Below are 24,358 nucleotides of genomic sequence, written 5' to 3'. Positions count from 1 at the left end.
GCCCCGTCCACGTCCCGCGGCCTCCGTCCGAGCGGGCCGCCGGTGAGGGGCAGCCGCTGCGGGTTCGGGTGCCGGCCGAGGGGACCGCCGGTGACGGGCAACCGGTACGGGTCCAGATTTCCGCCGAGGGGACCGCCGGTGACGGGCAACCAGTACGGGTCCGGATTCCGGCCGAGCGAGCCACCGGTGAGGGGCAGCCGGTGCGGATCCGGTTTCCGGTCGAGGGGGCCATGGGGGTCGGGGATCTGGTTCGGGACGTGACCGGGGGGCCGGGGCTGAGCGTCGGGGACGATCGCGTGCGGGAGTTCCTCGTGGCCGTCGGGCGCGGGCTGCTCAGGCCCGCCGTGGCGCGGCGGCATCCCGAGCTGGCGTCCCTCGGGTTCTTCCTGCGGCCCCGCGAGCTGGAGCGGGCCCTCGGCCCGGCGTCCGGGGAGCACGTGCGGGTGCCGCGTGGGCTGGTGTTCCACGTTCCCCCGGCGAACGTCGACACCGTCTTCGTCTACTCCTGGGCCCTGTCGGCCCTCATGGGCAACCGCAACGTCGTCCGTCTTTCGGCCCGTGCCGGCGTCGTGGCCGAGGTGATCCTCGGCGTGCTGCACGAGGCGCTCGACGGCGCCGACCCGGTGGTGGCCCGCACGCAGCGCGTCGTCTCCTACGACCGTCCCGGGCGGGAGAGCGCGGGCGGCCGTCCCCTGCGGGAAGGCGAGGGCGGGCGTCCCCTGCGGGAAGGCGAGGGCAGCCGTCCCCTGCGGGAGAGCGAGGGCGGCCGTCCCCTGCGAGAAGGCGAGGGCGGCCGTTCCCCGTGGGAAAGCGGGGGCCGGGCCCCCGACCCCACCGCCGAGCTGTCGGCGGCGTGCGATCTGCGGGTGATCTGGGGCGGCGACCGTACGGTGGACGAGATCCGCCGGCATCCGCTCGCGCCCCATGCCCGCGATCTCGCCTTCCCCGACCGGTCGTCGTTCGCGGTGGTCCGGGCCGCGGCGTGGCTGGCCGCCGAGCCGGCGACGCGGGCGGCGGTGGCCGACGGGTTCGCCACCGACGCGTACTGGTTCGACCAGGCCGCGTGCTCCTCCCCGGGCACCGTCTTCTGGGTGGGCTCCCCGGGCGAGTGCGCGGCGGCCCGCGACGGGTTCACCGCCTGCCTGGCGGAGGCCGTGGCGCGGCGCGGGTGGACGGTGGACGCGGCGATGGCGGTCGAGAAGCGGGTGGCCGCGTACGGGCTGGCGGCCGACGGCGTGGCGAGCTCGGTCGAGTTCCGTGGCAACGCCCTGGCCCAGGTGGTTCTGACGGCGCCGGACCGGGCACCGCGGCGGTGGCTCGGCACGGGGACGTTCGCGCACGCCCGGCTCGGCACTCTCGGCGAGCTGGCGGGCGTGGTGCGGCGGAAGGACCAGACGATGACGCACTTCGGCTTCGGCCGCGAGGAGCTGGCCGAGCTGGCCGGGGCGTTGGGCGGGCGCGGGGTGGACCGGATGGTGCCGGTCGGGGCCGCGCTGGGGTTCCACCGGGTGTGGGACGGCGTGGACCTGCCGGCCGAGTTCACCCGGCTGGTGACCGTCACCGCGCCGCCCTCGTAGCGGCCCTGCCCGCCGCGTCCACCCCGCTGGTGACCGCCACCGCGTCGCACCCGTAGCAAACCTGCCCGCCGCGCTCACCCGGCTGGTGACCGTCACCGCGCCGCCCTCGGAGCAAACCTGCCCGCCGCGTCCACCCGGCTGATGGCCGCTACCGCGTCCTCCCGGTGGCTCTACTTCGCCCCATCCTGCTCCGGCTCGCCGCCGGACTCCAACTCCTCGGTCAGGAGCGCCAGCAGGCCGGGCAGGTGACGCTCGATGTCCTGCCTGGGCAGCGAGACCGCGCTGCCGTTGCCGTGGTCGCGCTGCACGATCAGCCCCGCCTCACGCAGCACCCGGAAGTGATGCGTGCGCGCGGCCTTCTTCACCGGCAGGTCGAAGGAGCCGCACGCGCGCTCGCGGCCCCCTGGATCGGCCGCGAGTTCGGCCACCACGCGGCGGCGGGAGCTGTCGGCCAGGGCGCCGAACACCTTGCCCAGATCCATGAATCTCCCCTAGGTACGATTTGTTTCGTACCTGATAGATGTCTACCATCGTCAGGTATGAAGATTATCGTACCTGAAGGAGACGGGGCCGTCGGCCTCTACGGCTTCGCCCGGCCGAAGCCCGAGCGGGCCGACGAACTGGAGCGACTGCTGCTGTCGTTCGTCGAACCGACCAGGGCCGAGCCGGGCTCGATGCAGTACCAGGTCCACCGGGACGCGGCCGACCCCGGCACGCTGGTGTTCTACGAACTGTGGCGGTCGGCCGACGACCTGCGCGCCCATCTCGCGCGTCCCGAGCTCGCGGACTTCCAGCGGCACCGCATGGACTACCTGCTGGAAGACCTGGAGATTCACTGGCTGACGCCTCTCAGCGCGACCCCCTGACCCCTCAGCGGACCGCAGACGGCCGCCCGCCCCGGCACCAGGGGCGGGCGGCCGTCGCCGCGATGATCGAGGGACAGCTCGCGCACAGGATGCCCGCTTCCGACACCGAGGCGAGGGGGAAGGCCGGCGCCAGTACGTGACACCCCGCGACGCCCCCCGAATGCGCCGGCGACGGCAGCGGCACCCGCCCGTCACTGTGCCGGCGAGTGATCCTCGTTCGGCCTGGAGGCGGTGGCGTCGCGGCGGGCGCGGAGGGCGCGGACCCTGCCCCGGCTCGCGCACGCCGGGGACGGGCACCAGCGCCGGCGCCCGGGTGGATCGATGAAGACGCCCCTGCAGTCGCGCTCCGGGCAGCTCTTGAGAGCCAGCCGGTCCGAGCCGGTCATGTGGTCCGCGGCCTGGCGGGCGACCCTGGCGAGGGCGCGTGCCGTCGTCGCCGGCGGTTCGCGGCGCAGCCGGTCCTCCGCGACCAACCGGACCGGATCGTCGTATGCGGCCAGGAACGCGGCCAGCTCCGCCACGGCATCCGCGGGCGGGGGGCGCTCGTCGACAGTGGCCAGGGCGAGCGCACGGAGGGTCTCCCGGAGTTTCCGCGCCTGGTCCACATCGTCCTCATCAGGCGGTAGAGCCGGGGACAGCTCGCAGCGCTCCAGCCACTCGGCGAGGCGGCCGGGCGTGCCCAGCCGCTCCACCGGGTCCGCGCTGAACGTGCGGCCCCTGGTGGCGAGGAGGTTCAGCCAGACGGCGCCGCAGTCGAAGCGGAAGGCGAACGGGTCCTCTTTGCTCATGGGTCCATGGTAACGCTCAGACCGTTACATCTGTTACCGTCCAGACTGTAACGTTCAGGGCGTTACAAGGACTGACCGGGAGCAATGGGCATGACGACGAATCGAACGCTGTCGGAACGACTGACGCAGGCGCGGCTGGACCGGGAAGAGGGATACCGGCTGCCGGCCATGACCTGAACCCTCCGCACGCGCGCCGGCCGGTGGCACGGTCCAGGAAGGCGGGGTGACCCGTCACGCGGGTGGGGATGTTTGGCTTTAAGGTGGCACCTGTGGTGATTCAGGGCTTGCTGGCAGCCGCACTGGTGATGAGCGGCGCCCCGGCTGCGGGCACGGGGACGAGCGCGGGAACGGGCACGAAGGCGCGGGTCGACTGCGCGAAGGTCAAGTGCCTGGCGCTGACCTTCGACGACGGCCCAGGCAAGTACACCGGCACCCTCCTCGACGTGCTCGAACGCGAGCACGTGAAGGCCACGTTCTTCCTCATGGGCAAGCACGTGGAGCAGATCCCGGCGGTCGTCAGGAGGACGGTGGCCGAGGGGCACGCGATCGGCAACCACACCTACTCGCACCCGTCGTTACCGACCCTGCTCGATCAGGAGATCATCGACGAGATGCGCCTCACCCAGGACGTCGTCCAGAACGTGACCGGCCGCCGGCTGCGGATGTTCCGGCCCCCGTACGGGCACACCGACGCCCGGGTGCTGGGGCTCGCCGGCTCGCAGGACCTCTCCCAGGTGCTGTGGACCGGCACGACCCTCGACTGGAAGCTGCGCGACCCGGCGAAGATCAAGGCCGCGGTGCTGCGGCTGGCCAAGCGCGACGGTGTGATCCTCATGCACGACACGGTCCCGCAGACGGTCCGGGCCATGCCGGCGATCCTCAAGGAGCTGAAGAAGCAGGGGTATCACCTGGTGACGGTTCCGACCCTGCTGGGCGGCAGGACTCCGGACGCCGGTGTGAGTTTTCCCTAGTTCGCGGTAGGAAGCACGTCGGGGCGACCGCCCCGGTAGCCGGGACGGGGAGCGCATGCTGACGGAGACCGCGAAGCCATCGCGCTGGGCGACGCTCGCGACCTTCCTCGCCATCCAGGCCGTGCTCGCGTGCTGGTGGGCCGCGTACTATCCGGGCCTGTTCAGCCGCGACTCGGTTCTGTACCTGAGCCACACCATGGTCGGGCCGTGGGTGAGCGACCACTCGGTGACCTACGACGCGCTGCTGTGGCTGAGCGTGCGTCTGACGGGCGACATCGGCGCGGTCACGCTGCTGCAGACGACCGCCATGGCGGCCACGCTCACGTACCTGGCCGCCGCGCTGAAGGCACTCGGCGCGCCGCGCAGGACGACGACGGCCGTGGCCGTCCTGCTGCCGTTCCTGCCGCCGGTGGGCGCGTTCTCGGTGGCGCTGTGGAAGGACGTGCCGTTCACGCTGTGCGCGGTCGCGATCGCGGCGTCGTGCGCCGGGCTGGCGGCGACCCGCCGCCTGACACGGTGGCGGCTCGCGGGGCTCGGGACGCTCATGCTGGCGCTCGGGCTGTTCCGGGCGAACGGCTTCCTCGTGGTCGGCGTCGCCGTGGCCGTGCTGCTGGTCGTGGTGCGGGGCGCGAGGATACGGCTGGCGCTGGTGGGGCTCGTCGCGGCGGCCGTCCCCCTGGTCCTCAGCAACGTCGTCCTGCCGCGCGTGGGCATCGCCGCCCCGTCCAGCACGTACGTCTACCACACGGCCTTCGGCGACATCGCGGTCCTGTACCGGGAGCATCCGGAGCTGTTCGACGACCGCGACAGGACGCTCATGACCGCCGTGGCCCCCCTGTCGCGGTGGAACGAGGGCGGCACCTGCCACACCATCAACCCGCTGATCTGGCGGCGCGACTTCAGCTGGCAGCAGGCCGACGCGCACGCGGGCGAGCTGCTGGAGCTGTGGCGGCGGCTGCTCACGGAGCGGCCCGTGGACGTCGTGGACGCGCGCCTGTGCCGGGGCTCGATCGCGTGGAACCCGGTGCAGGACGAGTGGGCCGTGGGCGGGCAGACGTACCACTTCTCGCGGCGGCCGAGCGCCGAGACGTACGTGGGCCCGAACAAGGTGCCCGACTACCCGCAGCGGTGGATGTTCTCGCTGCGGCCGAAGTCGGCGGAGCTGTACCGGGTGGCCGACTCGTGGCTGCTCGCCTCGGCGGAGCCCGGCTATGACTGGCTGCTCTGGCGGGGCGCGACTTGGGCGTACCTGTCGTACCTGACGGCGGGGCTGGCGGCGTGGGCGCTGCGCAACAGGTACGTGCCGGCGGTCGTGGCGGTGGTGGCGGGGCAGCAGCTCGCCGTGCTGGCCAACATCTCGGCGCAGGACTACCGGTACATGGCCACGCCGCTCTTCGTGGGGATGATGATGGCGCCGCTGCTGTTCGGCAGCCTGGTACGGGTGCTGCGCGGGGCTCGGCGGCCGGCCGCCGAGCCGGTCCCGGGCCCAGAAGCCGGCTAAAATTTGCGGATCACGCATCTTTGCAGACCACGCAAGTTTATGTATCGTGGTGGGTGTGGGAAGTGACGAACGTGAGCGTTCGGGGCTGCGCGAGCGCAAGAAGCGAGAGACGCGCATCGCGCTGAGCTGGGCCGCCATCCGGCTCACCGTGGAGCGCGGGTGGGACAACGTACGGGTGGAGGACATCGCCGCCGAGGCGGGCGTCTCCCCCCGCACCTTCAACAACTACTTCTCCAGCAAGGGCGAGGCCATCGCGGCCCGGCACGTCGAGCGGGCCCACGCGATCGCGGAGGACCTGCGCGCCCAGCCGGCGGACAAGCCGCTGTGGGAGGCGATCACCGACGCGGCGCTCTCGCAGTTCGCGCTCGGCCTTGACGCGCGGCCGGAGGCGTCGGACGAGCGGACCGCCGGGCTACGCCTGATGGTGCAGGAGCCGGCGCTGCAGACCGAGTTCGTCAAGGCGAACATGGCCGCCGAGGCCGAGTTCGCCGCGGTGATCGCCGAGCGCACGGGCACCGACGTCACCCGCGACCTGTACCCCAACCTCGTCGCCGGTGCCGTGAGCGCCGCCATCGCGGCGGTCACGCAGCAGTCGCTGCGCCCAGGACCGCCGGTCTCGGTACAGGAGTTGCTGCGCGAGGCGTTCGGCCGGCTCTCCCAGGGGCTCACCACCCCGTAGCCCCACACTCCCCACAACCGCACACGGTACGAAGCCCGGCGCCGCCGGGCCGATGCGTCATGCCCTTTTCCAATGACCAGGAGGATCGCCGTGTACACCGACATCTCCCCCGAAACCACCCCCGGCACGCTCGTCGACGTCGTCATCGCGGGCGGCGGCCCGAACGGGCTCATGCTGGCCTGCGAGCTCGCCCTCGCCGGGGTGCGGCCCGTGGTGCTGGAGCGGCTGGCCGCCCGCACCGAGGAGGCCCGCGCCAACGGCCTGGTCGGCCAGGTCATCCGGGTGCTCGACCGCCGGGGCCTGTACGAGCGCCTGACCGGCGACCCCGAGCCGCCCCGGCCCGTCCCCGGCTTCGTGTTCGGCGCGCTGCCGTTGATGCTGGCCGGCGTGGAGGACAACCCGCTCCACATCATCCAGGTGCCGCAGCGCCGCGTCGAGGAGGTGCTGGAGGAACGCGCGACCGAGCTCGGCGTCGAGATCCGGCGGGGACACGAGCTGACGGGCCTGTCCCAGGACGCGGACGGCGTCACCGCCGAGATCGCGGGGCCCGGCGGCCCGTACACGCTGCGCACCGGTTATCTGGTCGGCGCGGACGGCGGCCACAGCGTCACGCGCAGGCTGTCCGGCATCGGCTTCCCGGGGATCACCAGGGACGACACGATCTCCCGCACCGCGAACGTGTCCGTGCCGGCCTCGCTGATCGACCCCGCCACCGGCGCGTTGAACGTGCCCGGTTACGGCATCGTGCCGCCGTTCATGCACCATCGCACCGAGCACGGTCTGATCGCGTACGCCCCGTTCGCCGGCCGCCTGCCCGTGCTGACCACCATGGAGTGGGACAGCACGGAAGAGGGCACGGAGCCGCCGCCCATGTCTCTGGACGAGCTGCGGGAGAGCGTACGCCGGGTGCTCGGCGTGGACCTGCCCTTCGGGCCGCCGGAGGGCGACGGGCCGCACCTGCTACGCCGGCTGACCAGCGGTAACACCCGGCTGGCCGACCGGTTCCGCGATGGCCGGGTGCTGCTGGCCGGCGACGCCGCCCATGTGCACAGCGCGATCGGCGGCCCCGGCCTGAACCTGGGCCTCCAGGACACGGTCAACCTGGGCTGGAAGCTGGCCGCCGTGGTCCGGGGCCGGGCCCCCGAGGCGCTGCTGGACACGTACGAGAGCGAGCGGCGGCCGGCGGCCGAGCGGGTCGTCATGCACACGCAGGCGCAGTCCGCGCTGATCGCGCCGGGCGGCGAGGTGACGGCGCTGCGCGAGCTGTTCGCCGAGCTGCTCCGCGATCCGGCCAACGCCCGCCACATCGCCGCCACGATGGCCGGGTCCGACGTCCGCTACGACATGGGCGGCGGGGACGCGCACCCGCTGACCGGCCGCCTCGCCCCCGACCTGACGCTGGACACGGGCGGCGGCACCGGCGGCGGCTCGCTCCGGCTCGCCGAGCTAACCCGGACGGCCCGGCCGCTGCTGCTGGACCTGACCAGGGGCGCGTCACCGGCCAAGGAGGCGTCCGGCTGGCACGACCGGGTCGACACGCTCACCGCGCACTCCTCCGGGGCGGCGAGCGAGGTGAGCGCGCTCCTGATCCGGCCGGACGGCTACGTGGCCTGGGCCTCGTCCTCGCCGGACCCGGACGAGGGCGAGCTGCGGGCCCTGCGCGCGGCGCTCACCCGCTGGTTCGGCGAAGCCGCCTGACCCTCACCCGCCCGGCCCTCGCGGGGACGCCCTCGACCAGCCTCTCCAGCTCGGCGAAGCGAACGCGTCAGGAAGAGATCCCCCGGAACGGGGGCGTCACTCCCACTCGATGGTGCCCGGCGGCTTGCTCGTCACGTCGAGCACGACCCGGTTGACCTCCCGCACCTCGTTGGTGATGCGGGTGGAGATGCGCGAGAGCACGTCGTACGGCACCCGCGACCAGTCGGCCGTCATCGCGTCCTCGGAGGTGACGGGGCGCAGCACCACCGGATGGCCGTAGGTGCGGCCGTCGCCCTGGACGCCGACCGAGCGGACGTCGGCCAGCAGCACCACGGGGCACTGCCAGATGTCGCGGTCGAGGCCGGCCCGCGACAGCTCCTCACGGGCGATGGCGTCGGCCTCGCGCAGCAGGTCGAGCCGCTCGCGGGTGACCTCGCCGACGATGCGGATGCCGAGGCCGGGCCCGGGGAACGGCTGGCGCCACACCATGGCGGGCGGCAGGCCCAGCTCCTCGCCGGCCCGGCGCACCTCGTCCTTGAACAGCGTGCGCAGCGGCTCGACCAGGGTGAACTGGAGGTCCTCCGGCAGGCCGCCGACATTGTGATGGGACTTGATGTTGGCGGTGCCGGTGCCGCCGCCCGACTCGACCACGTCGGGGTAGAGGGTGCCCTGCACCAGGAAGTCGACCGGGCCGTCGGCCATGATCGCGCGCTGCTCGTCCTCGAAGACGCGGATGAACTCACGTCCGATGATCTTGCGCTTCTCCTCCGGGTCGCTGACCCCCTCCAGCGCCTTGAGGAAGCGGTCGGCGGCGTCGACGACGCGCAGCTTGACGCCCGTGGCGGCGACGAAGTCGCGCTCGACCTGCTCGGCCTCGCCCTTGCGCAGCAGGCCGTGGTCGACGAAGACACAGGTCAGCCGGTCGCCGATGGCGCGCTGGACCAGGGCGCCGGCCACGGCGGAGTCGACGCCGCCGGACAGGGCGCAGATCGCCCGCCCGTCGCCGACCTGCCTGCGCACCGCCTCGACGGAGTCCTCGACGATGTTGAGCATGGTCCACGTCGGGCGGCAGCCGGCCGCGTCGAGGAAGTGCTTGAGCACCGCCTGGCCGTGCTCGGAGTGGAGCACCTCGGGGTGGAACTGCACGCCGTACAGGCCGCGCTCGGGGTGCTCGAAGGCGGCGACCGGCGTCTCGCGCGTGGAGGCGGTCACCGCGAAGCCGGCGGGGGCGGCCTTGACGCTGTCGCCGTGGGACATCCACACCTTCTGCGTCGCGGGCAGGCCGGCGAAGATGACGCCCTCGGTGACGACGTCGAGCTGGGTCCCGCCGTACTCGGCGACGCCGGTGCGGGCGACGTCGCCGCCGAGCGCGCGCGCCATCGCCTGGAAGCCGTAGCAGATGCCGAACGTGGGCACGCCCGTCTCGAACAGGCCGTGCGGGACGGCCGGCGCGTTGTCGGCGTAGACCGACGAGGGCCCGCCGGACAGGATGATCGCCTTGGGCCGCTTGGCCAGCATCTCCTCGACGGGCATCGTCGACGGGACGATCTCGGAGTAGACGTGGCATTCGCGCACCCGCCTCGCGATCAGCTGCGCGTACTGCGCGCCGAAGTCGACCACGAGAACTGTGTCGAACTCAGACACCGAAGAAACCCCCCAGAGGCGAATGCGGTGTCCCCAGTCTATCGGCAGCCCGCCTTCGGCCCGGACCGGCCGCCCGTCCCGCTCACTCCTCCCCGGGCGCCGCCTCCCGCAGCGGGGGCAGGCCGCCGGCCAGCAGGGTCTCGGTCTGCCGGCGCATGCTCCTGCCGAACTCCGGATGGGTCAGCAGCAGGAAGCGCTCCTCGCGTACGGCGTCGACGACCATGTCCGCGACCCGCGCCGGGTCGATGCCGCCGGCGACTCCGGCGTCCACCCGCTCCTGGGACTCCAGCTCGTCGGAGCTGCGGGCGACGGACAGGTCGAACGGGCGCACCCGCTGTGAGCGGTTGATGCGCGTCCGGACCGCTCCAGGGCACAGCGCGGTGACGCGGAGCCTGGAGCCGGAGGCGATCAGGTCCTGGGCGAGCGCCTGCGAGGCGGCGAACGCGGCGTACTTGCTGACGGCGTAGCCGCCCGCGTGCGGCCCGGCGGACAGGCCCGCCACCGACACCGTGTTGACGATGTGCCCCTCGGTGTCCTGCTCGATCATGCGGGGCACGAACGCGTTGATGCCGTGGAGCACGCCCCACAGGTTGACGCCCAGCACCCAGGCGAAGTCCTCGCGGGTCCGGGTCCACAGGTGGCCACCCTGGTAGACGCCCGCGTTGTTGCACAGCAGATGGACGGCCCCCAGCTCGCCGAAGGCCCGCTCCGCGAGATGGTGCACGGCGGCCTCGTCGGACACGTCGGTGATCTGGGTGAGGACCTTGGTGTCGCCCGCCAGCGTCGCGGTCTCCGCGAGCCCGCCGGGATCGACGTCGGCGAGCATCAGGGACATGCCCTCGCTCGCGAACCTGACGGCGAGTGCCCGGCCGATGCCGCTCGCCGCACCCGTGATCACCGCGACCTTGCCGGAGAGTTCCCGCACCGAAGCCTCCTAGCGCTCGCCTCGACGCTACAGGAACTCGCCGGTCAGTCCAGGGCGTTCCGGAAAAGTCATGCCTATGACGGAAAAGCGGAGGAATTCGCGGGAAAGACCGCGCCACGTGGGCGAGCGCCACGCCCGCCGGCGGTTCCCGTGCACCCATTCTCACCATCAAAAGGAACAATCAGCGAGCGGCAGAAAAGGAAACTCCTGCCGAGAAGAGAAATCTCCTGGCAATTGGCGATACAGCCGAGCGGCATTCTCCGCGCCGCCATCCGGCCGTGGCGGTGACACAGGGAGCCGGTGGTCGATGAGACGGCGAACGGCTACCCTCGCCGAACAGGAGGATGACGATGAGGCATGACGCCGCACTCGATGCGATCGATCTCGCGATCCTGGCCGAGTTGCAGAACGACGCGCGGCTGCCCAACAAGGAGCTCGCCGACCGCCTGGGCGTCGCCCCCTCCACCTCGCTGGAGCGCGTGCGCTCGCTGCGCCGCCGGGGCGTCATCACGGCCTTCCGCGCCTCGGTCGACACCGCGCGCCTCGGCCGGCCGCTCCAGGCGCTGCTCGCCCTGCGCGTACGGCCCCACACCAGCCAGCTCGTCGACCCGATGCGGGCGTTCGTGCTGACCCTGCCGGAGACGATCACGCTGTTCCACGTGGCCGGGCCGCAGGACTTCCTCGTCCACGTCGCCGTGGCCGACGCCGACCACCTGCACCGGCTGGTGCTGGAGAAGTTCCTGACACGGCAGGAGATCGTCCACCTGGAGACGACCCTGATCTTCAAAACCGAGCATCAGCCCGTGCAACGGCCGTCCGAGATGTGACAATGATCCGCATGTCGCTGCGGATCACCACCCTCGCCGAGCGCCCCGAGTTCGCCACGGGGCTGTGGGACATGGCCCACGCGTGGGCGGGGTTCATGATGAACGACCCGGTCGCGGACATGTTCTACCCGGCCGCGACGACCACCTTCGCCGACTTCGTGCTGGTGGCCGACGACGACGCCGAGCCCGGCCGGCTGGTGGCGCGCGGGTGCATGATCCCGTACCCGGCCAAGGACGACCCGCTGCCCGACGGCGGCTGGGACACGGTGATCCGCCGGGGCAGGCTCGCCCGCGAGTCGGGCGCCGCGGCCGACAGCATCAGCGCCCTGGAGATCACGGTGCGCAGCGACCGGCTGGGGTCCGGGGTCTCGCCGCGCATGGTCGCCGCGATGCGCGAGCACGCCGCCCGGCTCGGCTTCCGGGAGCTGGTCGCGCCGGTCCGGCCCAACCAGAAGCACCTGGAGCCGCGCACCCCCATGGCCGAGTACGCCTTCCGCACCCGCGCCGACGGCCTCCCCCACGACGCCTGGCTGCGCGTCCACGTGCGGGCCGGCGGGCGGATCGTCCGGGTGGCGTCCCGCTCGATGGTGATCGCCGGGTCGCTGGCCGAGTGGCGCGAGTGGACCGGGCTGCCGTTCGACCGCACGGGGCCGGTGGAGGTGCCCGGCGGCCTCACGCCCGTGCACTGCGACGTGACCCACGATCACGCCGTCTACGTGGAGCCCAACGTGTGGGTCAGCCACCCCCTCGGCTGAGGCTCCGACGTTAGGCTTCGCCGGTTGGGGGCAAGCGCTCCGCATGGCCGAAGAATCGAACAGCACACCACCTGGGCAGACACAGGAATACCCGGGCCGCAGCGGCGAGATGACGCCCGAGCCGCGCGACGAGATGCGTGACTACGCGGGCCGCGACCTGCTGGCCGGCAAGCGCGCGCTGATCACCGGCGGCGACTCCGGGATCGGCCGGGCCGTCGCCGTCGCCTTCGCCAAGGAGGGCGCGGACGTCGCGATCGCGTACCTGAGCGAGCACGAGGACGCCAACCACACCAGGAAGCTCGTCGAGGAGGCCGGGCGGCGCTGCGTGCTCATCCCGGGCGACCTGAGCGACCGCGACCACTGCGCGTCGGTCGTCGAGCAGGCGGTCCAGGAGCTCGGCGGCCTGGACGTCCTGGTCAACAACGTGGCCTACCAGTCACCGGTCGAGGGGCTGGAGGAGCTGAGCGACGAGCAGTGGGAGTACACGTTCGCCGTGAACATCCACAGCTACTACCGCGTCACCAAGGCCGCCCTGCCGCACCTGCGCGAGGGCAGCGCGATCATCAACACCTCGTCCATCAACGGGCTGCGCGGCAACAAGACGCTGCTCGACTACGCCGCCACCAAGGGCGCGATCAACGCCTTCACCTACTCCATGGCGCAGAACCTGGTGGACCGGGGCATCCGGGTCAACGCGGTGGCGCCCGGTCCGGTGTGGACGCCGCTGATCCCGGCCACGTTCCCGGAGGAGAAGGTCGGCTCGTTCGGCAAGCAGGTGCCGATGGGGCGCGCGGCGCATCCGGACGAGATCGCGCCGTCGTACGTCTTCTTCGCGGCGAACCGGCTGTCGTCGTACTACACGGGCGAGGTCCTCGCCCCGATCGGCGGCGAGACGCTCCCGGGCTGAGGCGCCACGGGCTCAGGAGGTACGGCGGAGCAGCTCCTAGTCGTGGGCCCGCCGGTCGAGCCCTTTGGCCGTGGCCCACGCGTCGTCGTGGACGGTCGCCAGGTGCCTCGGGTGCGCGTCGCCGATGATGGACACCACCGTGCCGCTCTCCCCCCGCCCGGCCATCCGCCCGGCGAGCTCCAGCGCGGCCCAGAGCGCGGTGCCGGTCGAGCCGCCCACCGGCAGCCCTGTGACCGCGCACACCCGCCGGGCCGCCGCCACGGAGGCGGCGTCGGGCACGGGGATCACCAGGTCCACCAGGTCGGGCCGGAAGCCGGGCTCCATCCTGGGCCGCCCGATGCCCTCGATCCGCGACGGCATGCCGGTGGCGTAGTCGGGGGCGTCGAGCGTCCAGCCGGGGAAGTACGCGGAGTTCTCGGGGTCGGCCACCGCCACCCGGATCGGCCGTCCCTCGGCCGCACGGGCCGCGCGGCCGAGGGTCGCGGAGGTGGCTCCGGTACCGGCTCCCACCACGACCCAGTCGGGGCGTTCCTCCGCGAGCAGCTCCCCGGCGAGGTCGTGCTCGGCCGCGCGGCCGAACTGGTCGAGGAAGTGGCCGCCGCTCTCGCGGGCCGCCTCGCGCGCCGCATCGTAGATCGCGAGCGGCGGCGTCACGAACCGGCAGGCGCCGCCCAGCTCCTCCACCGGCCGCGCCCGCGCCTCGCTCCGCTCTCCCGGCATGACCACCAGGTACGGCAGACCGAGCCGCCGCGCGAACCACGCCTGCGCCACGGCCGCGTTGCCACCGGTCGCCTCCACCACGGGCGTCCCCTCGGCGACCAGCCCGTCCAGGACCGCCCGCCGGAACAGCGCGCGGGCGTGCCGGTGGCGCAGGCTCCCGGTGGGGTGCTTCGACTCGTCCTTCAGCAGCAGCCGCACCCCTGGCGCGGCGACCGGGAACTCGATGAGCGGCGTCGGCTCGCCCGGCTCCAGCAGGGCGAGCGCGTGTTCCGTCCAGGTCACCGGATCATGGTCCCACGCTCAGGGGAGGGTGACCCGCTCCCCAGGGGCGAGCAGGTGCGCCCTGTCCCCCAGCGGGGCCAGCGCGGCCGCGAGCGTGTCGCGGCCCTGCGAGAAGTGCGCCCAGTGCTCGAAGTGCAGCGGCACCACGTGCCCGGCGCCCAGCAGGTCGGCGGCCTTGACCACGTCGTCGCTGGTCAACGTCAGGTACGCGCCGTCCGCCAGCGCCGTGCGGGCCGCGCCCGCGAAGAGCACGGCGACGTCCACGGGGCCCACCCGGCCGGCGATGGAGCGCACCACGTCCAGCGACGCGTTGTCGCCGCTCACGTACACGGTCGGGAGACCGTCGCCGCTCAGCACGAACCCGGTCACCTCTCCCACGAGGTGCTCGCTCCCGTCGGGGCCGTGCTGCGCCGGCACACCGGTGATCCGCAGCACGCCGCCGGGCCGGGGCAGCTCGACGTGGCTCCAGTTGGGCAGGGCGCGCACGGGCGGGCCGACGCGCTCGGCAGCCGATCCCGTCGAGAGCGCGAGGGGCGCGCCGGCCAGGTAGGCACGGCCCGCGCGGTCGAGGTTGTCGGGATGCTGGTCGTGCGAGAGGAGCACCGCGTCCACCGGCCCCACCTCGTCCGGGCCGAACGCCGGGCCGCCCGTCTTGGTGAGCGCGCGCTGCCCGATCGGGTAGTCGCCGGGCGCGTCGAAGGTGGGGTCGATCAGCAGGCGCACGCCGCCGATCTCCAGAACGGCGGTGGGACCGCCCGCGTAACGAATCTCCATGCTCGGCTACGACACGGCCGGCGGACGGGATATTCCGCCCGTTCTCACTTGAGCCGCAGCCTGCGCATGGTCTTGAGCGTGGTCGCCAGCACGCCCGCCCACTTCTCGTACGGCATGCCGCCCGGCGGCTCGAACCCCAGCCACGGCGCCTGCGTGGCCACGGTCTGCGCCTCGGTGTAGCGCAGCAGGCCCTCGGCGCCGTGCCTGCGGCCGAGACCGGACGCCTTCATGCCGCCCATCGGGGCGTCGTAGGAGGCGTACGCGGCGCCGTACCCCTCGTTGACGTTGACCGTGCCGGCCCGGAGACGGGCGGCGATCGCGCGGCCGCGAGCCGGGTCGGAGGTCCAGACGGAGGCGTTGAGCCCGTAGACGGTGTCGTTGGCGAGCGCGACGGCCTCGTCGTCGGAGGTGAACGGGTGGAGGGCGACGACCGGGCCGAACGTCTCGTCGCGGCACAGCGCCATGTCCTCGGTGACGCCCGTGAGGACGGTCGGCTCGTAGAACAGCGGTCCGATGTCCGGCCTGGCCCTGCCGCCGGCGAGCAGCGTGGCGCCCTTGGCCAGCGCGTCCTCCACGTGCGCCGTGACCGTGTCGAGCTGCCGCCCGGACGTGAGCGAGCCCATCTCGGCGGACCAGTCGTGCCCGGCGGCCAGGCGGAGGCCGCGCGCCTGGGCGGCGAACCGCTCGGCGAAGGCGTCGAACACGCTCGCGTGGACGTACAGCCGCTCAACCGACAGGCAGAGCTGGCCGGCGTTGGTGAAGCAGGCGCGGACGGCGCCCTGGACGGCGAGGTCGAGGTCGGCGTCGTCGAGCACCAGCATCGGGTTCTTGCCGCCGAGCTCCAGCGAGCAGCCGATGAGCCGCTTGGCCGCCTCCTCGGCGATCTTCCGGCCGCCGCGGGTGGAGCCGGTGAAGGCCACGTAGTCGGCGCCGTCGAGCAGCGCCTCGCCGATCTCGGCGGGCTCGCCCAGCACCACCTGCCAGATCTCGCGCGGCATGCCCAGCTCGGCCAGCAGCTCGATGGTCCACAGCGTGGACAGCGCGGTCTGCGTGTCGGGCTTGTGCACGATCGCGTTGCCCGCCAGCAGGGCCGGCACGGCGTCGGTGACGCCGAGCGAGAGCGGGTAGTTCCACGGCGAGACGAGCGCCACCACGCCCTTCGGGGAGCGCAGCTCGCTCACCCGGGTGGCCACGGGGAAGACGCCCTGCCGGCGGCGCGGCGCGAGCAGGCGCGGGGCGCGCCGCGCGTAGTAGAGCGCGCAGCCCGCGACGTCCAGCACCTCCTCGAAGGCGTGCTTGCGGGCCTTGCCCGTCTCGTCCTGCACGATGTCGAGGATGTCGGAGCGCCGGTCGAGGATCGCGTCGTGCAGCCGCAGGAACGGGCGCACGCGCTCGGCGACCGGCCGGGCGGCCCACTCGGCCTGGGCCGCGCGAGCCCGGGCGTGGGCGCGGGCGACGTCGTCGGCACTGGAGAGGGGCAGCCGGGCCAGCGGCTCGCCGGTGAACGGGGTGCTGATCTCCCGCGTCTCCCCGCTGGACGTCACGTGGACCGTGGTCACGCGCTCGGGCGTTGTCACGTGCATGGTCAGAAGGATATTCCGGAACTGCTACCGACCGGTAGTTTTTGTGGATGCGCGGCTACGGGCCACAATCCCCTCATGCCATCCATCGCTCCGCTCAGGCCCGGCGATCCGCGACGCCTGGCGGGCCTGGAGCTCGCCGGCAGGCTCGGCGAGGGCGGCCAGGGCGTCGTCTACCTGGCCAGGGACGCCTCCGGCACGCCGCTGGCCGTCAAGTGGCTGCGCCACGACCTGGCGGCCGACCGGGTGAGCGTCGAGCGGTTCCTGCGCGAGGCGCAGGTGGCCCAGCAGATCGCGCCCTTCTGCACCGCGGCCGTCCTCGGCTCGGGCGTCGAGCAGGAGCGGCCGTACATCATCAGCGAGTTCATCGAGGGGCCGTCGCTCCAGCGGATCGTCCAGGAGGAGGGACCGCGCGCCGGGGCGTCCCTGCACCGGCTGGCGATCGGCACGGCCACCGCGCTGGCGGCCATCCACCAGGCGGGCATCGTCCACCGCGACGTCAAGCCGGCCAACGTCATCCTCGGCGCCGACGGGCCGCGCGTCATCGACTTCGGCATCGCCCGCGCCCTCGACGCCACCTCCACGATCAGCGGCATGCCCGTGGGCACGCCGTCGTACATGCCGCCCGAGCAGATCCTCGGCCACCCGGTCGGGGCGTCCGCGGACATGTTCTCGTGGGCCGGCACGATGGTGTACGCGGCGTCCGGGCGGGCGCCGTTCGGCAGCGACACGATGCCGGCCGTCATCAACCGGGTGCTCAACAACCCGCCCGACCTCGGTGTCCTGGACGGCCCGCTGCATGAGCTGGTGGCCGCCTGCCTGGACAAGGACCCCGCGCGGCGGCCGACGGCCGAGCAGGTGCTCATGCGGCTCATCCAGCAGCCGGGCCAGCCCGCGGCCCCCTTCCGGCAGCCGGGCCCGCCCGCGCCGCCCTTCCGACAGCAACCGGGCCCGCCCGCGGCTCAGCCCCCCTTCCAGCAGCCTCCGCCGCCGTGGGCGCCGCCCCCGCAGGGCCCGCAGTCGGGACCCGTGCCGGGGCCCATGCCGATGTCCACCGGCTTACCCCCGCGCCGCAGGAGCCGCGCTCCGGTGATCGTCGGCGTGACCGCGGCCGTCACGCTGCTCCTGCTGACCTGCGTCGCGCTGGTCGTGACGCAGCGTAAGACGACGACGGCCTCGTCCCGCGCCACGACGACCCCCACCGCCACCGGCCGCACGCCCAGCACCGGGCCCACGCCGACCCCCGTCAGGAAGAGGCTGCCGGGCGGCACCATCGACCTGTACGAGCTGCCGACCGACCCGGTCACGCTCACCTCGTACGAGGTCTACGACAAGCGCTCCGACGACTGGGTGGACTACGCCCGGCAGTCGCTGCGCGGCGGGTTCAAGAAGTACGCCGGCAACTGGGAGACGCTGGTCTCCCCCGACGGCCGCCGCATCGCCACGCGCGGCCGCAAGTACACCGCCGACGGCTACGACTCGGTCATCGTCACCGACCGCGGCACGGGCGCGACGTCCACGGTCAAGACCGTCCGCAAGCCGCTGATCAGCAGCATCCGATCGTGGTCCCGCGACGGCTCCAAGCTGCTGCTCAACATCGAGAAGGAGACCAAGGACACGCGCGGCAAGGAGGACTGGGTGTACCCGGGGTTCGTCCTGGTGGACGTGGCCGAGGCCAAGGCCGGCGTGGTGCGGCTGCCCGGCGGCGCCGCCCCGCCCGACACCGGGTTCGGCTGGGACCCCGGCCAGCGGGGCGTGGTCAACCTCTACGGCTCCGGCAAGGGACTGCGGTTCTACGACGCCGCCGGCAGGACCGTCCGCGACGTGCCGAGCGTCGGCTCGCTCGCGTCGGGCACGCAGGACCTCTTCTCCCCGTCGGGCAAGACGTTCGTGACGAACTGCCCCGGCGGCGACGACGGCGACCACTGCGTGTGGGACTCCGACACCGGCAAGCGCGTGCGGCAGTTCACCTCCGACTGCGACAAGGTGCTCGGCTGGTACGACGAGACGCACCTGTACTGCTGGGAGCAGGACAACGCCTCCACCGACCAGATCCAGGTGGTCGGGTTCGACGGCCGGCTGGTGCGCAAGCTGCTGGAAGTCCCCGACAATCTGGATTTCAGCCCGGTCTTCACCGTCAACCCCGTCAAGGGTGACTGAACCATCGGGTTCGGCCATCCGTGATGGTGGTCATGAAGACCCTGACCCGTACGGCGACGGCCGCCCTCGCCCTCGTCACGGCCACTGCCGCCTGCACCGCCACGCAGCCCGGCGGAACGGCCCCCGCCAGGCAGCGGCTCGGGGCCGTGCGCCTGGTGGCGTACAACGGCTGCGACGACATGCTGGCCGGCCTGCGTGAGCACGCCGCGCGCAACGTCGGGCCGTGGGGCTTCGGCGGCCCCATGCTGATGGCGCGGCGCGACACCGCGGCGGCGGTTCCCGAGGCCAAGTCGACGATCACGCTGGAGCACTCCACCACCAACACCCACGAGGCGGGTGTGGACGAGCCCGACCTGGTCAAGACCGACGGCGCCAGGGTCGTCACGGTCACCGGGGGCGTCCTGCGGGTCATCGACGCCGCCACGCGGAAGGTCACGGCCACGCTGAAGCTGACCGGCGGCGACGAGCCCGGCTTCGTGCCCGCCGACCTGCTCATGTCCGGCGACCGGGCGCTGGTGCTGATGCGCGGCGGCGACATCATGTTCAAGTCGATCCGGCCCATGACCAGCGACACCAGATACGTCCTCGTCGACCTGGCCGGCCAGCCGAAGGTGCTGTCCACGATCAGGCCGCGCGGGCGGTACGTGGACGCGCGGATGGTCGGCTCGGTCGTCCGCCTGGTCACCCGCAGCGAGCCGGACATCCAACTGCCGCAGCCCAAGGACGACGCCACGGACAAGGACCGGCGCAGGCTCAACCAGGAGGCGGTGCGGCGGGCGCCGATCGAGGCGTGGCTGCCCAAGGTGGAGATCACCGACGCCTCCGGGGCCAAGCGCGAGCTGAGCGTGCCGTGCGAGCGGGTCAGCCACCCCGCCGACTACACCGGCGCCTCGCTGCTGGCCGTCCACACCATCGACCTGGCCCAGGGGGTGACCGACGCGGGCACCGACCCGATCGCCCTGGCGGCGGACGGCGACATCGTGTACGGCACCGGTCAGAGCCTGTACGTGGCGAGCAACCCGCGCTGGTGGCCCGTCGACCCGGCGGTCATGGAGGACGCGGCGCCGGTGCCGGACCCGCCGAGCGGCACCGCCCAGGCCCCCGCCGACGAGCCCACCCCCACCGAACCCACGCCCGCGGAGCCCACCGTGAGCGGAACCCCGGCTCCCGCCCGCACCCCGGTGGTGCCCCCGGAGGAGACCGAGGTGCACCGCTTCGACATCGGGCGTCCCGGCGCTCCGGTCTACGCTTCGTCGGGCAAGGTGCCGGGCCGGCTGCTGAACCAGTACAGCCTGTCCGAGTACGACGGCCACCTGCGGGTGGCCACCACCGTGACCTCCGGCGACGGCGAGAGCAGTGTCAGCGGCGTCCACGTGCTCAGGACGTCCGACATGGCCGAGACGGGCCGGGTCGGCGGCCTCGGCCAGGACGAGCGGATCTACTCGGTCCGCTTCATCGGCCCGGTCGGCTACTGCGTGACGTTCAAGCAGGTGGACCCGCTCTACACGCTCGACCTGCGCGACCCGGCGGCGCCGAAGGTGACCGGCGAGCTGAAGATCACCGGCTACTCGGCGTACCTGCACCCGGCCGGCGACGGCCGGCTCATCGGCATCGGGCAGGAGGCCAGCGACAAGGGCCGGACGCTGGGCACGCAGGTGTCGCTGTTCGACGTCGGCGACCCGGCGGCCCCGCGCCGCCTGTCGCAGCTCTTCCAGAAGGACTCCGGCTCGGAGGCCGAGTGGGACCCGCACGCGTTCCTGTACTGGCCCAAGACCGGCATGGCGGTCCTCCCGTTGAACACGTACGGGCAGGACGCCGAGCGGAACGGCGCGGTGGTCCTGAGGATCACCGACTCCGCGATCACCCGGGTGGGCATGATCGAGCACCCGAGGAAGCGGCAGTCGGACATCGTCTACCAGCCGGGGATCCAGCGCTCGATGGTCATCGGCGACGCCATCTGGACGCTCTCCGACACCGGTGTCCAGGTCAACGACGCCGCCTCGCTGGCGCGGCGGTCCTGGATCCCGTTCGGCTGACGGACCCGTCACCCCGCCCGCAGGACCTCGACGAGATCGTGCGCCACGTCCACGAACTCCTCCCGCGAGGACGCCGTCGGCTGCACGTCCACGAACGTCTCATGGGCGCCCAGCTCGGCCAGGCTCAGCACGTAGTCGCCGATCTGGCGGACGGTCCCGGCGCGCGGCACCCGCTCGGCGGGTGCCGGCGCCCGGGTGATCTCCGGGTTGACGCGCACCACCATGCGCAGGGCGGACGGGTCGCGCCCCGCCCGCTCGGCCGCCCGCAGCGCCACGTCCCACAGGGAGATCAGGTAGGCGGGCGGCATCGCCGCGCCGAGCCAGCCGTCGGCCCGCCTGCCGACCCGCTCCAGGGCCGCCGGGGTGAAGCCGGCGAGCAGGATCGGCGGGCGCGGGTGCTGGAACGGCTTCAGGTCGACGTGGGACGGCGGCACCCGCCACAGCGGGCCGTCGTGCTCCACCACCTTCTCCGACCAGGCGGCCTCCATCAGGTCGAGCGTCTCCTCAAGCCGCTGCCCCCGGCCCCGCCACGGCACCCCGGCGGCGGCGTACTCGTCACGCAGCCAGCCGAGGCCGATCCCCACGTCCAGGCGTCCGTGGCTGAGCAGGTCGAGCGAGGCCAGGGCGCGGGCGAGCACGACGGGCGGCTGCCACAGGGCATTGAGGGCGCTGGTCCCGAGTCGCACGTCCCGCGTGCCGACGGCTGCCAGGGTCAGCGCCGCGAGCGGGTCGAAGAACGTCCTGAACGCCGCGGGGATCTCACCGTCGCCTCCCGGGTACCGGTCGCTGGGCTCCAGGGGCACCAGGACGCGGTCGCCGGCCCACAGGCTGTGGTAGCCCATGGTCTCCAGGTCCACGGCGGCCTGCCGGATGAAGTCCGGATCGGCGAAGACGCCGTACTGGGGGACCGCGAATCCGATCTGCATGAGACGTTCCTTCGGGGCTGGGCGGCCGCGACGCCGGATTGCGGCCGTTCGCCCATGATCATGCCGTGGGAGCCCGTGACGCGCACGCGCACAGGGCGCCCCCCGAGCCGTTGCCCGGGGACGCCCTGTGCCCCCGAAGGGCCCGCCCATGCGTGCGGCGGGGTCAGCGCACGACTGTCAGCGCCCGATTGTCAGCACACGATGAAGATGCTCTGCCAGCCGACGGAGGTGTGCTGCTCGGCGTTGCGGTTGGAGGCGAGCTCGAAGTGCATCGGGCCCCGCGCGTTGGGCTGGTTGTACATCCGGCCGCTCTGGCCGTCGCCGAACCACTTGTAGGACCCGTGATAGACGATGTTGGACACCCCGCAGGCGTCGATGAACTGCGTCCGGCCGGTGAAGCCGGGGCCTTCGTAGGCGATGTACTGCGAGGCGTAGGCGGCGCTGCCCATGATCGCGACCATGGCGGCCGCGAGGACGGGAACGAGGGCGATTCTCTTCACGATGATCCTCCCGATGCGACTCTCTCTTCACTGAGAGTATTCATACGGTAACCGTGTGCACAATGAAGAGGCAAGGGACGCCCCGGCGACGCCAAGAAGGCAACGCCCAGGTCAGGGCGCCGCGCCGGCATCCGCCGACGCGCCTTGAAGGGAGATCGCCGCACCCCCAACCTTTGACAAAACACTCATCGTCGACGATTGACCCCAAATCCGTAGTGGAAGGAAGCGGGTTGGTCGACCTGGACGGGGGAACGTCGTGAGCACCAGATATGGGGTCCACTCCGAGGTGGGCGCGTTGCGGCAGGTCATCGTGCACCGGCCGGACCTCAGCCTGAAGCGGCTGACGCCGGCCAACAAGGACGAGCTGCTCTACGACGACGTGCTGTGGGTCAGCCGTGCCCAGGTCGAGCACGACGCGTTCGTGGAGCTGATGCGCGGTCGCGGCATCGAGGTGTTCCACCACCAGCAGCTGCTCGCCGAGGCGCTGGAAGCCGCTCCCGAGGCGAAGAGGCACGCCGTCGAGCGCACCGTCACGCACCTGACGGTCGGCCCGCAGCTCGTCGACGAGATCCGCGCGGAGCTCTCCTCCTGGAGCGGGGAGAAGCTGGCCGAACACCTGGTCGGCGGGCTCACCAAGGACGAGTTCGTCGCCGAGACGCGGGCCAGCCGGGAAGGGCTCGACGCCCGCTCCCTGGTCACCGCCATGGCCCGGATCGGATCGTTCATCCTGCCGCCGCTGCCGAACTCGCTCTACCAGCGCGACCCTTCGGCCTGGCTGTACGGCGGGGTCTCGCTGAACCCGCTCTACTACCACGCCCGCCGCCTGGAGACCATCAACCAGAGCATCGTCTACCACTTCCACCCGATGTTCGCCGACGACGGCTTCGCGTACTGGTATCCGCCGATGGGCGACGACGGCGGCTTCGACGAGGAGGACTTCGGCCGGGCCTCGCTGGAGGGCGGCGACATGATGCCCATCGGCAACGCCACCGTCGCCATCGGCGTCAGCGAGCGCACCAGCCCGATCATGATCGAGCACCTCGCCGGGGAGTTGTTCGCCGCGGGGGCGGCCACCAGGGTGCTCGCGGTCAACATCCCGCCGCACCGCTCCTACATGCACCTCGACACCGTGTTCACGCTGCTGGACGTGGACAAGGCCACGGGGTACCCGCCGGTCGTCGAGAACGCCGCCGTCTACTCGCTGCGGCCCGGCGACAAGGAGGGCACCCTGGACGTGCACCGCGAGCCGAACCTGGCCGCCGCCTTCGAGGACGCGCTCGGCATCGGCAAGCTCGACATCATCCCCACGGGCGGGGACGACTACCAGCGGGCCAGGGAGCAGTGGGACAGCGGCAGCAACTTCGTCGCCCTGGAGCCGGGTGTCGCGGTCGGCTACCACAAGAACGAGTTCACCAACCGGAAGCTGCGCGAGCACGGCGTGGACGTCATCGAGATCGAGGGCTTCGAGCTGGGCAAGGGCCGGGGCGGCGGGCATTGCATGACCTGCCCGATCCTGCGTGACCCGGTCTAGAGCCCGTCGCGACCGCAGCGGCTTCCCGGCGTAAGGACTCCGATGACCCATCCGGCACTGATTCTCTTCCTGGCGCTGTTCGGGCTCTACAGCCCGGTCGCGGCACTGGCCTCGTACCTGCCGATCGTCCGGCCGTACACCCACAAGCAGGTCAACCGGCTCGCGATCGGGCTCGCCGTCAACGTCGCCGTCTTCGTCCTGGCGGCGTTGTGGATCGGCGAGCCGCTGCTCAAGCTGCTCGGCATCAGCACCGCGGCGCTGACGGCCACCGGTGGCATCGCCCTGGCGTACGCCGCCATTCCGCTGATGCGGGGCCAGGCCGGCGCGGTGGAAGAGCTGGAAAGGCTGGAGGAGGAGCGGCAGCCGGGTGCCACCCCCTCGTCCGAGCCGGTGCCGGAGCCCAAGTCGATCCTGTTCACCCCGCTCAGCTTCCCGCTGACCGTCGGCGGCACCACCTTCGCCTTCGGCGTCGCCGCGTCGGCGGCCGCGACCACCCTGCCGGACAAGCTCGCCCTGTCGCTGGCCGCCCTGTGCTTCGCCGTGGTCACGGGGGTGACGCTCTACCTGTCCGGCCACGTCCAGCGGCGCATCTCGTTCAAAGGGGCGATGATCCTGGATCGCGTCGCGGGCATCCTGCTGACCGCGATCGCCGTCATCCTGCTCGCCAACGGCTTCACCGACCTCGTCACCGCTCGCCTGGCTCACTGAAGC

22 protein-coding genes are annotated in these 24,358 nt (G+C 72.5%); 13 read left to right on the top strand and 9 right to left on the bottom strand.

The genetic code is table 11. From position 1 onward, the window contains the following. Positions 1 to 257 precede the first annotated feature (257 nt). Complete coding sequence (locus ABZS51_RS24600; protein WP_355445217.1) at positions 258 to 1,577, top strand: acyl-CoA reductase; 1,320 nt, start codon at positions 258 to 260, stop codon at positions 1,575 to 1,577. A 170-nt stretch (positions 1,578 to 1,747) separates the two neighbouring features. On the opposite strand, the gene ABZS51_RS24595 is transcribed toward ABZS51_RS24600, so the two are convergent. Then, on the bottom strand, positions 1,748 to 2,059 hold the full coding sequence (locus ABZS51_RS24595) for a helix-turn-helix domain-containing protein (protein ID WP_355445214.1): 312 nt from the start codon (positions 2,057 to 2,059) through the stop codon (positions 1,748 to 1,750). A gap of 57 nt (positions 2,060 to 2,116) precedes the next feature. On the opposite strand from ABZS51_RS24595, the gene ABZS51_RS24590 reads away from it, so the two are divergent. Further along, positions 2,117 to 2,443, top strand: coding sequence for a putative quinol monooxygenase (locus tag ABZS51_RS24590; RefSeq protein ID WP_310708429.1), 327 nt, complete (start codon positions 2,117 to 2,119; stop codon positions 2,441 to 2,443). Between the two features lie 191 nt (positions 2,444 to 2,634). Here the strand turns inward: ABZS51_RS24590 and ABZS51_RS24585 are convergent, their stop codons facing one another. Then, positions 2,635 to 3,231: a CGNR zinc finger domain-containing protein gene (locus tag ABZS51_RS24585; RefSeq protein WP_355445211.1), complete on the bottom strand. Its 597-nt coding sequence runs from the start codon at positions 3,229 to 3,231 to the stop codon at positions 2,635 to 2,637. Positions 3,232 to 3,500: 269 nt separating this feature from the next. Between ABZS51_RS24585 and ABZS51_RS24580 the strand changes: the two genes are divergently transcribed. From ABZS51_RS24580 to ABZS51_RS24565, 4 genes are all read left to right on the top strand, one after another. Next, complete coding sequence (locus ABZS51_RS24580) at positions 3,501 to 4,202, top strand: polysaccharide deacetylase family protein (RefSeq protein ID WP_355445209.1); 702 nt, start codon at positions 3,501 to 3,503, stop codon at positions 4,200 to 4,202. A 55-nt stretch (positions 4,203 to 4,257) separates the two neighbouring features. Next, complete coding sequence (locus tag ABZS51_RS24575) at positions 4,258 to 5,703, top strand: hypothetical protein (protein ID WP_355445206.1); 1,446 nt, start codon at positions 4,258 to 4,260, stop codon at positions 5,701 to 5,703. A gap of 55 nt (positions 5,704 to 5,758) precedes the next feature. Continuing rightward, entirely contained in the window at positions 5,759 to 6,382 is a 624-nt protein-coding gene (locus tag ABZS51_RS24570) for a TetR family transcriptional regulator (RefSeq protein WP_355445203.1), read from the top strand. Positions 6,383 to 6,454: 72 nt separating this feature from the next. After that, entirely contained in the window at positions 6,455 to 8,080 is a 1,626-nt protein-coding gene (locus ABZS51_RS24565; RefSeq protein WP_355445200.1) for an FAD-dependent monooxygenase, read from the top strand. Positions 8,081 to 8,176: 96 nt separating this feature from the next. On the opposite strand, the gene guaA is transcribed toward ABZS51_RS24565, so the two are convergent. Both guaA and ABZS51_RS24555 read right to left on the bottom strand, forming a co-directional pair. Beyond that, positions 8,177 to 9,724 (bottom strand): glutamine-hydrolyzing GMP synthase, encoded by a 1,548-nt coding sequence (gene guaA, locus ABZS51_RS24560; RefSeq protein WP_310708438.1) that lies wholly within the window; start codon positions 9,722 to 9,724, stop codon positions 8,177 to 8,179. 82 nt (positions 9,725 to 9,806) lie between these two features. Continuing rightward, positions 9,807 to 10,649 (bottom strand): SDR family NAD(P)-dependent oxidoreductase, encoded by an 843-nt coding sequence (locus tag ABZS51_RS24555; protein ID WP_355445195.1) that lies wholly within the window; start codon positions 10,647 to 10,649, stop codon positions 9,807 to 9,809. A 350-nt stretch (positions 10,650 to 10,999) separates the two neighbouring features. Here ABZS51_RS24555 and ABZS51_RS24550 point away from each other — a divergent pair, with 350 nt between their 5' ends. The 3 genes from ABZS51_RS24550 to ABZS51_RS24540 are packed head-to-tail and all read left to right on the top strand — an operon-like array spanning position 11,000 to position 13,138. After that, positions 11,000 to 11,476, top strand: a complete 477-nt coding sequence (locus ABZS51_RS24550; protein WP_310708440.1) for an Lrp/AsnC family transcriptional regulator — start codon at positions 11,000 to 11,002, stop codon at positions 11,474 to 11,476. A gap of 11 nt (positions 11,477 to 11,487) precedes the next feature. Continuing rightward, a complete protein-coding gene (locus tag ABZS51_RS24545) occupies positions 11,488 to 12,231 on the top strand; it encodes an N-acetyltransferase (protein WP_355445191.1) in 744 nt (247 codons plus the stop codon). A gap of 43 nt (positions 12,232 to 12,274) precedes the next feature. Further along, positions 12,275 to 13,138 (top strand): SDR family oxidoreductase, encoded by an 864-nt coding sequence (locus tag ABZS51_RS24540; protein ID WP_355445188.1) that lies wholly within the window; start codon positions 12,275 to 12,277, stop codon positions 13,136 to 13,138. 36 nt (positions 13,139 to 13,174) lie between these two features. Here the strand turns inward: ABZS51_RS24540 and ABZS51_RS24535 are convergent, their stop codons facing one another. The 3 genes from ABZS51_RS24535 to ABZS51_RS24525 are packed head-to-tail and all read right to left on the bottom strand — an operon-like array spanning position 13,175 to position 16,497. After that, on the bottom strand, positions 13,175 to 14,140 hold the full coding sequence (locus ABZS51_RS24535; RefSeq protein WP_355445185.1) for a pyridoxal-phosphate dependent enzyme: 966 nt from the start codon (positions 14,138 to 14,140) through the stop codon (positions 13,175 to 13,177). A gap of 18 nt (positions 14,141 to 14,158) precedes the next feature. Next, the gene (locus tag ABZS51_RS24530; RefSeq protein WP_355445182.1) at positions 14,159 to 14,914 is read right to left on the bottom strand and encodes an MBL fold metallo-hydrolase; all 756 of its coding nucleotides are present in this window, start codon (positions 14,912 to 14,914) and stop codon (positions 14,159 to 14,161) included. 44 nt (positions 14,915 to 14,958) lie between these two features. Continuing rightward, on the bottom strand, positions 14,959 to 16,497 hold the full coding sequence (locus ABZS51_RS24525) for a succinic semialdehyde dehydrogenase (protein WP_355445179.1): 1,539 nt from the start codon (positions 16,495 to 16,497) through the stop codon (positions 14,959 to 14,961). Positions 16,498 to 16,572: 75 nt separating this feature from the next. Here ABZS51_RS24525 and ABZS51_RS24520 point away from each other — a divergent pair, with 75 nt between their 5' ends. After that, positions 16,573 to 18,654 (top strand): serine/threonine-protein kinase, encoded by a 2,082-nt coding sequence (locus ABZS51_RS24520; protein WP_355445176.1) that lies wholly within the window; start codon positions 16,573 to 16,575, stop codon positions 18,652 to 18,654. 32 nt (positions 18,655 to 18,686) lie between these two features. After that, positions 18,687 to 20,690, top strand: coding sequence for a beta-propeller domain-containing protein (locus tag ABZS51_RS24515; RefSeq protein ID WP_355445173.1), 2,004 nt, complete (start codon positions 18,687 to 18,689; stop codon positions 20,688 to 20,690). A gap of 8 nt (positions 20,691 to 20,698) precedes the next feature. On the opposite strand, the gene ABZS51_RS24510 is transcribed toward ABZS51_RS24515, so the two are convergent. Together ABZS51_RS24510 and ABZS51_RS24505 are read right to left on the bottom strand one after the other, a co-directional pair. Then, positions 20,699 to 21,616, bottom strand: coding sequence for a TIGR03619 family F420-dependent LLM class oxidoreductase (locus ABZS51_RS24510; RefSeq protein WP_355445170.1), 918 nt, complete (start codon positions 21,614 to 21,616; stop codon positions 20,699 to 20,701). Between the two features lie 191 nt (positions 21,617 to 21,807). Then, complete coding sequence (locus ABZS51_RS24505) at positions 21,808 to 22,116, bottom strand: MiAMP1 family antimicrobial peptide (RefSeq protein ID WP_310708449.1); 309 nt, start codon at positions 22,114 to 22,116, stop codon at positions 21,808 to 21,810. A gap of 256 nt (positions 22,117 to 22,372) precedes the next feature. Here ABZS51_RS24505 and ABZS51_RS24500 point away from each other — a divergent pair, with 256 nt between their 5' ends. Continuing rightward, positions 22,373 to 23,647, top strand: coding sequence for an arginine deiminase (locus tag ABZS51_RS24500; protein WP_355445167.1), 1,275 nt, complete (start codon positions 22,373 to 22,375; stop codon positions 23,645 to 23,647). Between the two features lie 42 nt (positions 23,648 to 23,689). Further along, the gene (locus tag ABZS51_RS24495; RefSeq protein WP_355445164.1) at positions 23,690 to 24,355 is read left to right on the top strand and encodes a MarC family protein; all 666 of its coding nucleotides are present in this window, start codon (positions 23,690 to 23,692) and stop codon (positions 24,353 to 24,355) included. Positions 24,356 to 24,358: the final 3 nt, after the last annotated feature.

The organism is Nonomuraea sp. NPDC005501 (assembly GCF_040605905.1).
Taxonomy (GTDB): Bacteria; Actinomycetota; Actinomycetes; order Streptosporangiales; family Streptosporangiaceae; genus Nonomuraea.
This window is presented reverse-complemented; position numbering and strand designations above follow the sequence as displayed.